Genomic DNA, 10,522 nt, shown 5'->3' on the forward strand with positions numbered 1-10,522 from the left:
GTGTCGCGCCCGACGCCAGAGTGAGGTGCGGAGGGGCAAAGCACCCCCGGCTTCGCCATCCATCGTCACCGCAGCGCCCCTTCCGGCGGCACCAGCGCCGCCAATGTCGCGACCTGTGCCGAGACCGTCCCATCCACCACCAGCGCATCGCCCTCCGGCCGGATCCGCGCCTGCAGGAAGCGCAGCGCAAGATCAGCCAGGAAGGCAAGGCGCCGCGCCTCTGCCTCCGGCATCGCCAGCGTCCCGGCCGAGCGCGCCGCCTGGGCCGCACGCAACGCGCGCAGCAGCAGCGCCAAATCCTCGGTTCCCGCCGCCGGCGCCGCTGGCAGGGTGATGGTGTCCACCGGACCGGACAGGGTGATCAGGCCCAGCGCGGCGACGCCGCGCCGCAGCGCGCCGGCCACCGCATCATCGCCGCCCAGCGCCAGGCGACGCGCCAGCGCCAGCAGCGCCGCCGCGTGCTCGGCGACCGAGACGCAGCCGGCATCGCGGAACACGCCGCCGCCATCCTGCGTGGCCAGCACCCGCGCGGTCAGCGCGTCGATCCGTGCGCGATCCTCATCCCGCCGCGCGGCGCGGAACAGCGCCTCGCTCGCCATCAGCGCATGAGCCAGTTCGCCAGGCGCGGTCTCCCTGTCGGCCAGCGCGGCGAGGTGGCGCCGCGCCGCCGCCGCCACGGCCTCGACGCCGTCCGGTTCGCCGAACAGCGCCTGGGTGGCGAGTGCCGAGGCGATGCGCTGGCGCGGCGCCACGCTGGCGGCATCCGCACCACGCGGACCATCGACCGGCGCATCGGTGCCACGCAGCAGCAGGCGGTCCTCCTGCATCGTCAGCGTCGCACCATCCGCGAGCCGGGTGCCGGCGTATCGCGCCAGCAGCCAGTGCAGCCGCCCCTCGGCGGGGCTGCTCGCCTTCACGTTCAACAGCGCGGCCGGGCCGCGTGGCGTGAGTTGCAGGGCCAGCGCGCGCGACGGCGGGCCGTCCTGCCGCGCACCAAACCGCGCCACGGGCCCTTGCTGCACCGTCACATTCTCACCGGCCGGGGCGGCGCGACGCGCATCGCCGAGCAGCAGCGCGCCATACGCCACGCCGTCGCCGGGGCTCATCGCATCGCAGGCGGATGTGATGCGCGGGCGCTCCAGAACCACGCCCGGCAGCGGCGTCAGCGTCACCGTCAGTGTCACGACCGGCGTGTCTGCCCGCAGCGCGTAGACGTAGCGCAGCCGCGCCACCTCCCGCGGGCCGCCGCGGGAAAAGCGGCCGCCACGGCCGCTGAGCACGCTTTCGTGGAACAGCCGCACGCCGCCCTCGGCATCCTCGATGCCGGCGGCGACGATGGCGTCCTCGACATCCAGGCAATGCCAGCGGCCCTTGAAGGCGAATTCCACCAGGTTTCCGCCATGGATCGCCGCCGGTGGGCCGTCCCGGCCATGCAGGTGCTGGCGGATCTCGCCGCGGAACAGATCGCCGGTGAACACGTGATGCGGCGTGGCGATGCGAAAGGCGCGGGTCGTTTCATCCTCGACGACGACGCGCGCGGGGCCGATGGCGCGCGGCGCCGGGCCCGGGCCGCCCGCCAGCGCGAGCAGCAGCGCGACCGCGCCATCCCCGCCGCCGAGCATCGGATGCGCCAGCGCCTCGGCCGCCGCGGCATTGGCGGCGAGGTCGAAGACGCCGCCCTCGGGCTTCTGCGCGAAGGCCGGCGCGAAACCATCGGCCAGCCGCACCGGAGCAACGAAGCGCGCCAGGCCGCGCGCCAGACCGTCCCGCACCGCATCCATGCCGTTGCCGCTCATCCGGCCCGTTCTAGCCGCGCCTTGCGGGGGCGCGATAGGGTGGGGGCATGAGCCCCACCTGCGCCTTCCCGGCCACCACCTCGGCGGTGGCACTCGCCACGGCCTGCCCGGCGCACGCCGCTGCAGCCCGCCGGACGCCCGGATGATCCGCGCCGCGACGATGCTGTTGGCGCTGTTGGCCATGCCGGCCGCCGCACAGACGAATGACTGGCGCACCGCCGCACCGGTCCTGCCACTGCAGGGCGCGATCCGCCCGATCACCACGCCGGTCGCGATCGGCGGCGCCGGCTGGGGGCCGTGGCGCAGCATTTGCCGCGAGCAGACGACGCGGCCCGGCCGGCCGCCGCAACGGGATTGCCTGACCGTCGCCGAGACGCAGTCCGAGCCAGGCGGCACGCGTCTGATCCTGGTGCAGGACAGCACCGGGCTGCGCATGTCCGCCCTGCGCGGCACCGACGGGCGCATCGCCGAATTCGCCGCGCTGCGCCCCGATGGCACCGCGCCACCGTCCGATGAGGCGCGCGACGGGCTGCTCGCCGCGTGGCGGGACCAGTTCGCGACACTCAGCCTCGACCGCCGGCGCATCGCGGCGCGCGAGGACTTCCCCATGCCGGTTCCCGGGTCGCCGCGTGGCGGCATCTGCCGGCCGGAGGGGCTGGCGACCATCGCGCAGCGTGCGGTCGTCGTGGCGCGCTGCGCGGTGGAACTGGCAGGACGGTTGCGTGGCGGGGAATCCGACGCGCGCGTCGCGATCTTCGCCCGTGTCGCCGTGGATGTGGCGACCGGCATGGTCTCGGCGCAGAACTACGCGACGCGGATCGAGACCTTCGCCGCCAACGGGCGATCCAACGGCGTTGTGGTCACACCGTCGCGGGTGGTGCTGGAGTAGGCTGGCGCGATGCCACCCCGGCGGAGCGAGACCCCCGGGGCGGCAACCCTTCTCCGGGATTCACCCGCCTGCGAGAATGCGCCGGAACAGCGGCACCGCCGCCGCGAGATCCGCCACCGCGACGCATTCATGCGGCGTATGCGCCGTCGCGATGGTGCCGGGGCCGAGCACCATGCACGGCGCCAATTCCTGCAACTCACTGGCGTCGGTTCCGTAGGGCGCGGTGCGCGCCGCCTGCCCCGTCGCCGCGACGCCAAGCGCGATCAGCGGATGATCCGCGGGGAGTTCCGGCGGCGTGCCCTCGCGCCTTTCCGTCAGCGTCACGCCGGCCCGCGCGGCGGCATCCTTCACCGCGGCCTCGACGCCCGAATAGTCGATGCTGCGGCTGCGGCGGAACTTGATGCGCGCGCTCGCCTTGGCGACCGTCACATTCACCGCCGTGCCGTGATTGTCGATCACCAGGTTGAAGTCGGAGAAGGGCGGGTCGTAGGCCGCATCGTGGAAGGCCGGGTCGTGGCGCAGCCGTTCGAACACGGTCTTCATCTCAACGAGGAAGGGGATCAGCGCCCAGTTCGCGTTGCTGCCCTGCCCGGTCGATGAATGCGCCTGCACGCCGGCCGCGACCACGGTGTATTCGATATGGCTGCGATGCCCGCGCACCGGGGCAAGGCCGGTCGGTTCCGCGACCACGATGCCCTTCAGGCCAAGCGCGCGCGCATGGCCCGAGGCGGCGATCGCGCGGGCGCCCTGCTTGCTTGTCTCCTCATCCGTGGTCAGCAGCAGCGTGACGGGCACATCCGCGGGCATCCCGCGCGCCGCGACGATGCAGGCGGCGACAGGGCCCTTCATGTCCACCGAACCGAGGCCATGCAACACGCCATCCGCCACGCGCGGCGTCCAGGGCGGGTCGGTCCAGCTCGTCTCCGGCACCGTATCCATGTGGCCGGACAGGGCGTAGCCACCCTTCGGCCCGCGATGGGCGATCAGCACGCGCTTCGGAACGCCGTTGGCATCGGCATAGTCCACACGCTCCACGTCGAAGCCGGCCAACTCGGCTTCGATCCGCTCGGCGAGGGGCAGGTTGGAGACGGAGGAACGGCTGTCGATCGCCACCAGATCGGCGGCAACACGAAGAACGGCATCGGCATCATCAGGCATGCGGCAAGCATCAGCCGCCCGGCGCCACACAGCAAGACGCCGCCAGGATCATCGGCTTCCATGCCGGCGAAGGTCGTCACCCATGTCGCAGGAGCACCGGATCAGGCCAGGCTCCGCACAGTCCACGGCGCGACCTGCTCCAACCACGGATTGGTCCATCATCGGTTGATCGGCAGCAGCGCCCGATACAGCGCCACCAGCCGCGCCGCCTCCGCCTCCCAGGCGAAATCCTCGCGCGCCGCGCGCCAGCCGGCCGCGCCCAACGCGGTGCGGTGGGCCGGATCTTCCAGCACCGCGATCGCCTCAGCGACGGCGTCCGCATCGCCGCTGTCCACCAGCAGGCCGCAACCGGCAGCGCGCACCACCGATGCGACCTCCTCCGCGAAATCAGGGGCGATCAGCGGCAGCCCGATCGCCATGGCGTCGAACAATTTGTGCGGCAGCGCCAGGCGATGGTTCTCCTCGCCGCGCTGGAACAGCACCAGCGACACATCGCAATCGCGCAGCCGTCGCAGCGCCTCCGCCTGCGGCAGCCAGCCCGTGACCTCGACCCGATCCGCCACGTCCAGCGCTGCCGCCCGCGCCTGGAACGCGGCCTCGCTGCCATCGGTGAAGCGGCCGATCAGCAGCAGTCGCGTGCCGGGACCGGACCGTGCCAGTGCCTCCAGCATGCAGGCCCAGCCGCGCGCGCGCGTGACGGCACCGAGATGCCCCAGCACCAGCGGCCCCGGCCCATGCGCGCGCGGCGGCGCGGCCGGCGCCGGGGCGTAGTTGCGCACCGCGACGATCCGCGCACCGCGGAAGGCGCCATCCAGCCCATCCTTCGCCACCACCACCGCATCGGCCGCCAGCCCCATCAGGCGGCAGGCGGCGGCGATGGCCGCCCGTGCCACGGGCCGCAGCACGGCCGGCAGCCGCGCGTCCAACCGCGAAGGATAGTGTTCATGCACGTCGAGCACGACGCGCGCCCGGCTTCGCCAGCCCGCGATCAGCGCCGCCAGCCAGGCATCGGGTTCCGAGGCGTGGATCACCGCCGGCCGCAGCGCCGCCGCGTCCCGCGCCAGCGCCCAAAGCCCACGCAGCCTGCGATGGCCGTGCACGACGATCTCGACCCCATTTATGCGCCCCCCCACCTCCCCCGGGCACAGATGGATGACGTGCCAGCCGGCCGCGGCCAGCGCCGCGCCTTCCTTGCGCACCACCCGCGTATCGCCGGGCGGATGCGCCGCGGACAGCAGCACCACCGGCCGCGCGGCGGCGATGCCCATCGGCCCGGCCGCCAGGAAGTACCGCGCCATGGCGCCGGGCACTCCTGGGGCGGTCCGCGGCAAGGCCCTCATGCCGCCAGCACCTCGGCCAGATGTTCCCGCATCCTCGACCCTGCCTGGCCATCCCAAAGCGGGATCGGCCGCGCCCGGCCCGGCGGGTCCATCACCGCGCGGGACAGGGTGTCCGGCGTCACCAGCCGGTTGCCGCCTGCCAGCACCGTCGCCGGCCGCTCGGTGGATGGGCGCAGCGTCAGGCACGGCACGCCGATCGCCGCCGCTTCCTCCTGCACGCCGCCACTGTCGGTCGCGACCAGCCGGGCGCCGGCCATCAGCGCGAGGAAATCGAGGTAGCGCAGCGGCGGCAGCATGGTGACGCCATCGGGCGGCGTGCAGGCGAAGTCGCGCATCCGCGCCGCGGTGCGCGGATGCACCGGCCAGGCGAGCGGCAGCCGCCGCGCCGCCGAGGCCAGCCCCGCCATCAGGCCCGCCAGCGCGCGCGGCTGGTCCACATTGGCCGGCCGGTGCAGCGTGACGACGCCGTAGCCGCCGGGCACCAGCCCCTGCGGCAATGACCGCTGGCGCGCCTCCGGCAGGTGGCGCAGCAGCGTGTCCACCATGGCATTGCCCACCGCGCGCACACGCTGCGCGCCGAAGCCGTCGGCCACCAGCCGCATCGCCGCATCGCGGTCGGGCGCCCACAGCAGGTCGCTGATCGCATCCAGCGCGCGGCGGTTCACCTCCTCGGGCATGTCGCGGTCGTCGCAGCGCAGCCCGGCCTCCAGATGCGCGACGCGGATGCCAAGCTTGCGTGCGGCGAGCCCTGCCGCCAGCGCGCCGTCCACATCACCGGCCACAACCACCAGCGCCGGGCGACGTTCGCGCCAGGCGGCCTCGGCGGCGATCATGGTCCGCCCGGTCAATTCGGCATGGCTGCCACCGGACACGCCCAACGCGATGGTCGGGGCAGGCAGCCTCAGATCCTCGAGAAGGTCCCCGAACATCGCGGCGTCATGATGCTGCCCGGTATGCACCAGCAGCGGTGTGCAGATCGGCGCAGCCTCGGCCAGCGCGTGCCACAGCGCGGCGAGCTTCGGCAGGTTCGGCCGCGCCGCCGCGACGAGGTGGATTTCCGGCAGGGTCACGGCGCCGCCGCTCCGCCGAGCTGCCCCGGCGCATCTCGTGGCATGGTGCTGCGCGCCGCCGCCTCGACCACGGCACAGAACTGCGCGGCGAGCAGTCGGCGATCCCAGCGCATCACCGCCTGGCGACGCGCCGCCGCGCCCATCGCCTCCCGCAGCGCGGGGCTGGCGGCCAGCCGCACCAGGGCGTCGACCAGTGCCGCCGCATCCCCCGGCGGCACGACGATGCCGCTCGGACCGTCCTCGACGATGCGCGCGGCGCGCCCGGGCTGGTTGGTCACCACCGGCCGTCCGGCCGCCAGCCCATCCATCAGCTTGTTGGGGGAGGTCCATTCGGCGAAGGCCGGTACATCCGCCAGCAGATGCAGCGCGATCTGGCTGCCGGCGAGCAACGCGCCGATCCCTGCTCGGGGCAGCGGATCGAGGAACGTGACATTGTCCAGCCCCTCCTCCCTGGCGCGGGCGACGAGCGCCGTCTTCTCCGCCCCCTCGCCGACCAGCAGCAGGCGCAACCGCGTCTCACCCCGCGCACGCAGGATGGCGGCGGCGTCGAGCAGCGTGCCAAGCCCATTCGCCCGCCCATGCGCCCCGGCATAGACGGCGACGCATTCGTGCGACGCGGCCTCGGCCGGCCGCCAAGCGCCGACCTGCGGGCCGAAGAGGCCGAGGTCGCAGCCATTCGGCACCACATGCACCCGCGCCGGGTCGGCCCCGCGCGCGATCGCCGTCGCGGCCATGCCCTCGGACAGCGCGACGACCGCGGCGGCGCGGCGGCAGGCGGCGTTGGCAAGCCGGCCCATCGCCGCCAGCACCGGACCCGGCACGCCACCCATCGCGTGCGGCAGTTCGGGCCAGGGGTCGCGGATCTCGAAGACGAAAGGCGTGCCGCGTAGCGCGCGTGCGGCCAGCGCCGGCAACGCCACGGTCAGCGGCGTGGAGGAGGCGACCACCAGGTCGAAGCGCCGCGTCACGGCCAGCCGGCTCGCCGCCATCGCATAGCGCAGGAAGGACACGGCCCGCGCGCGCAGCCCCATCGCATTGCCGCACGGGATGTCGAATTCGATGACCTCGATACCCTCCGCGCGGCCCTGTCGCCGCCCCCGCCGGAACGGGCCGCCAAGTCCGGTCGCGGCGCCGTCGTAGCGGCCGCAGGCGATGGTCACGGCATGGCCGCGCGCCGCCAGCGCCCGGGCGAAGGTGTGGCTGCGCGTCGCGGTGCTGCCGGCTGGCGAGGAATAATGCTGGTGCAGGTACAGGATGCGCAGCGTCACGCCCGGCAGGCCCCACGGATGGTGGCGATGACGCGGTCCTGGTCCTCCGCCGTCATGCCGGTGCCCGACGGCAGGCACAGGCCACGCGCGAAGAGGGCAGCCGCCACGGCGCCACCGGCGGCCGGCGCGTCGCGGAACACCGGCTGGTCCGGCAGCGGCTTCCACACCGGGCGGCTTTCGATCCCGGCGGCGTCCAGCGCCAGCCGCAGTGCCTCCCGGTCCGTACCGAAGCGGGCGGGGTCCACTAGCATCGCCGTCAGCCAGCGCGTGCACAGCCCCCACGGCGCTTCCGGCATGAAGGCCACCCCCGGCAGGTCCGACAATGCGGCGCGATAGCGGTCGAAGATCGCTCGCCGCGCCGCCACGCGCCGCCCGAGCGCGGCGAGTTGCGCCGTGCCGACCGCCGCCAGCAGCGAGGACAGCCCGTAGGCGTGCCCGGTCGCCGAATGCTGGTAGTGCGGCGCCGGGTCCTTGGCCTGGTGCGCGAGGTGGCGCGCCCGCGCGACCAGCACCGAATCATCGGAGGTCAGCGCCCCGCCGCCGCCCGCCGTGACGATCTTGTTGCCGTTGAAGGACAGCGCGGCGAGCCGCGCACCGCGCCCCGCATGGCGCGCCCCGATCGTCGCCCCCAGTCCTTCGGCGCTGTCGCTGATGACCGGCACGTCCCACTCACCGCAGGCGTCGAGGATGGCGTCGAGATCGGCGGCCTGGCCGTAGATGTCCACGGCGACCACCGCGCGCGGCAGCCGGCCGCGCCGCGCCGCCGCGCACAACTCGCGGCGCAGCAGGTCGGGGTCCAGCGTCCAGGATGCCGGATCGACATCGAGGAAGCGCGGCACCGCGCCCATCTGCACTGCCGGCGCGACGCTGGCGATGAAGGTGAAGCCGGGCGCCCAGACCTCATCCCCCGGCACGATGTCCAACACCCGAAAAGCGAGGTGCAGCGCCGCGCTGCCCGAGGCCGTCGCGAGCACGTGGCGGAAGCGGGTCGCGGCGGCGATGGCGGCCTCGAAATCCGCGATGGCCGGGCCGGCGGGGGCGACCCAGCCGCTCTCGAGCACGCCCTGCAGCGCGGCTGCCTCATGCCCCGTCAGATGCGGAGGGGACAGGTGGATCCGGCGTGGCGAAACCTCGGCGGCAAGCCCGTCGAGCGGCCGGGCGGCGGGGCGAAGGGGCGCGAGGAATGTCACGTAATGACGATATTTTATGATTCGAAAATCAACCAGTGGTTATATCGCGGTTTCTTTCCAGCGCCGGCATGGTGGCGTGGCCTGGTGCCGCGGCGCCCCGCCCGGCCACCGCCAGCGCCGCGCAGCGCAGCAGCAGGCGCAGGTCACGGCCGAAGCGCGGCGGCGCCTCGGCATAGCGGGCGTCGAGTTCGAGCCGCGTCTCCCACGGCACCGCGTTGCGCCCCGCTGCTTGAGCGAGGCCGGCCAAACCCGGCCGAACAGCCAGGCGCAGAGCCTGCCGGCTGGAGTACAGCGGCAGGTAGCCGATCGGCAGGGGGCGCGGCCCGACCAGCGACATCTCCCCGCGCAGGATGTTCACCAGTTGCGGCAGCTCATCGAGCGCGACCGCTCGCAGCGCACGCCCGGTGCGCGTCATCCGGTCGGCATCGTCGCCGGCGCCCTCGCGCAGCGTGCGGAACTTCACCAGCGTGAAGGGCAGACCATGCCGGCCGGCGCGGACCTGCCGGAACAGCAATGGGCGGCCGAGCGCGCATCGCACCACGATCGCGACTGCCGCCATCAGCGGCGCCAGCGCCGCGATCAGCAGCGCCGCGGCGATGATGTCAAAGCCCCGCTTGCCGAAGCGCCGGTACATCCCGCGGTCTCTCCGAAACGCCGAGGCCAAGCGCCAGGCCGAGCGCGAACCAGGCCATGCGATTGCCGAGATCGGTCGAAACCATCACCGACAGCGCCACCGGCAGCGCCAGCGCCCCGACGCGCGCCGCGCGCCCGGCGTCGGCCCGCGCGCCAAGCAGAACCGCCACCACACCGCCACCGCCGAAGGCGACCAGCCATAGTACCAGCCCCGGCACACCACCCTCGGCCAGCGCCTCCAGCAGGTGGTTGTGCGGATAAAGCCCGCGCCGTTCGCCATGCCCGGCGGCGATGGTGAAGCCACCGGTGCCGAGGCCCCAGGGCAGGGCCGCGCCGCCCTGATCCGCCGCCGCGCGCCACAGCGGCAGACGGCCGGAGGATTGCGCCACCTCTCCCTCCGACAGCCGTTCCAAGGTGCGCAGACCGGCGGCGAGGGACGGGTCCGTCAGCACCACGCCGAGCACCGCCGCCGCCCCCACCAGCACCGCCCCCGGCCACAGCAGGGCCACGCCGCAACGCCCGCCGCGCCAAAGCACGATGGCCGGTGCAACCGACAGCGCCAGGGCCAGCGCCGCCAAGGCCGCCCGGCCGCCGGGCATCAGCGCTGCCGCCGACAGCAGCCCCGCCATTCCCAGCCAGCCCACCCGGATGACGAGCCGCCGCGCCTCCGCCGCCCGGATCGCCGCCACCGCCGCGGCCGAGGCGATGGCCAGCCCGGCGATCTGGTACTGCACGCGGATCTGGTCCGGGCTCGCCCCCGGCAGGCCGCCCAGGACAATGCTGTCGTTCGTCAGGCCCCAGGCGATGGCGGCGGCGACGAAGGCGCCGATCGCCAGCGCCGCATCGGCGCAACGCACGAGCGTTCGCCCCTGGCCCGCCACCACCATGCCCGCCACCAGCATGGCCGGGCCGAGCAGCACGGCATCCGGCAGTTTGGCGGCGAGAATGCCACGCGACGGACTCCAGGCGCCCGCAAGCACCATCCACAGCCACAGCGCGCCACAGGCGGCGAGCGGCAGGCCAATCCGCGGATCCGCCCGCCAGTCGCGCCCGGCCGCCAGCAGCGGCAGCGTGGCGAGCAAGCCAAGCGCCGCGATCGCAGTCAGGTCGAAGGGCAGCGAGGCACCGAGCGGCGTCGATTTCAGCGCACCGGCGAAATGCAGGATGGCGGCGAGGAT

Annotated in this window: 9 protein-coding genes; 1 reads left to right on the forward strand and 8 read right to left on the reverse strand. The window is 73.9% G+C overall.

Annotated features, from left to right (window positions below; translation table 11 throughout):
- Positions 1 to 65: 65 nt before the first annotated feature.
- The gene (locus tag AC2YHJ_RS25015) at positions 66 to 1,796 is read right to left on the reverse strand and encodes a hypothetical protein (protein ID WP_487398904.1); all 1,731 of its coding nucleotides are present in this window, start codon (positions 1,794 to 1,796) and stop codon (positions 66 to 68) included.
- Positions 1,797 to 1,938: 142 nt separating this feature from the next.
- Here AC2YHJ_RS25015 and AC2YHJ_RS25020 point away from each other — a divergent pair, with 142 nt between their 5' ends.
- Positions 1,939 to 2,685, forward strand: coding sequence for a hypothetical protein (locus tag AC2YHJ_RS25020; protein WP_487398905.1), 747 nt, complete (start codon positions 1,939 to 1,941; stop codon positions 2,683 to 2,685).
- 60 nt (positions 2,686 to 2,745) lie between these two features.
- Here AC2YHJ_RS25020 and AC2YHJ_RS25025 read toward each other — a convergent pair whose 3' ends face one another.
- From AC2YHJ_RS25025 to AC2YHJ_RS25055, 7 genes are all read right to left on the reverse strand, one after another.
- Positions 2,746 to 3,843: a M20/M25/M40 family metallo-hydrolase gene (locus tag AC2YHJ_RS25025; RefSeq protein ID WP_487398906.1), complete on the reverse strand. Its 1,098-nt coding sequence runs from the start codon at positions 3,841 to 3,843 to the stop codon at positions 2,746 to 2,748.
- Between the two features lie 158 nt (positions 3,844 to 4,001).
- Positions 4,002 to 5,141 (reverse strand): glycosyltransferase, encoded by a 1,140-nt coding sequence (locus tag AC2YHJ_RS25030; protein ID WP_487398907.1) that lies wholly within the window; start codon positions 5,139 to 5,141, stop codon positions 4,002 to 4,004.
- 38 nt (positions 5,142 to 5,179) lie between these two features.
- Positions 5,180 to 6,253: a non-hydrolyzing UDP-N-acetylglucosamine 2-epimerase gene (gene wecB / locus AC2YHJ_RS25035; RefSeq protein ID WP_487398908.1), complete on the reverse strand. Its 1,074-nt coding sequence runs from the start codon at positions 6,251 to 6,253 to the stop codon at positions 5,180 to 5,182.
- Complete coding sequence (locus tag AC2YHJ_RS25040; RefSeq protein ID WP_487398909.1) at positions 6,250 to 7,521, reverse strand: glycosyltransferase family 4 protein; 1,272 nt, start codon at positions 7,519 to 7,521, stop codon at positions 6,250 to 6,252. The genes wecB and AC2YHJ_RS25040 overlap by 4 nt, the downstream gene beginning before the upstream one ends.
- The gene (locus tag AC2YHJ_RS25045) at positions 7,518 to 8,711 is read right to left on the reverse strand and encodes a DegT/DnrJ/EryC1/StrS family aminotransferase (RefSeq protein ID WP_487398910.1); all 1,194 of its coding nucleotides are present in this window, start codon (positions 8,709 to 8,711) and stop codon (positions 7,518 to 7,520) included. Before AC2YHJ_RS25045 ends, AC2YHJ_RS25040 begins: the two co-directional genes overlap by 4 nt.
- Positions 8,712 to 8,739: 28 nt before the next feature.
- Positions 8,740 to 9,345: a sugar transferase gene (locus tag AC2YHJ_RS25050; RefSeq protein WP_487398911.1), complete on the reverse strand. Its 606-nt coding sequence runs from the start codon at positions 9,343 to 9,345 to the stop codon at positions 8,740 to 8,742.
- A partial coding sequence (locus AC2YHJ_RS25055; protein WP_487398912.1) for an O-antigen ligase family protein occupies positions 9,314 to 10,522 on the reverse strand: 1,209 nt, incomplete at its 5' end. The genes AC2YHJ_RS25050 and AC2YHJ_RS25055, both read right to left, overlap by 32 nt.

The organism is Roseomonas sp. SRI_022 (genome assembly GCF_057586215.1).

Bases quoted from the DNA above. Each gene is read 5' to 3' on its own strand.
- AC2YHJ_RS25025 (WP_487398906.1), bottom strand. From the start codon at position 3,843: ATGCCTGATGATGCCGATGCCGTTCTTCGTGTTGCCGCCGATCTGGTG.
- AC2YHJ_RS25050 (WP_487398911.1), bottom strand. From the start codon at position 9,345: ATGTACCGGCGCTTCGGCAAGCGGGGCTTTGACATCATCGCCGCGGCG.
- AC2YHJ_RS25015 (WP_487398904.1), bottom strand. From the start codon at position 1,796: ATGAGCGGCAACGGCATGGATGCGGTGCGGGACGGTCTGGCGCGCGGC.
- AC2YHJ_RS25030 (WP_487398907.1), bottom strand. From the start codon at position 5,141: ATGGCGCGGTACTTCCTGGCGGCCGGGCCGATGGGCATCGCCGCCGCG.
- AC2YHJ_RS25020 (WP_487398905.1), top strand. From the start codon at position 1,939: ATGATCCGCGCCGCGACGATGCTGTTGGCGCTGTTGGCCATGCCGGCC.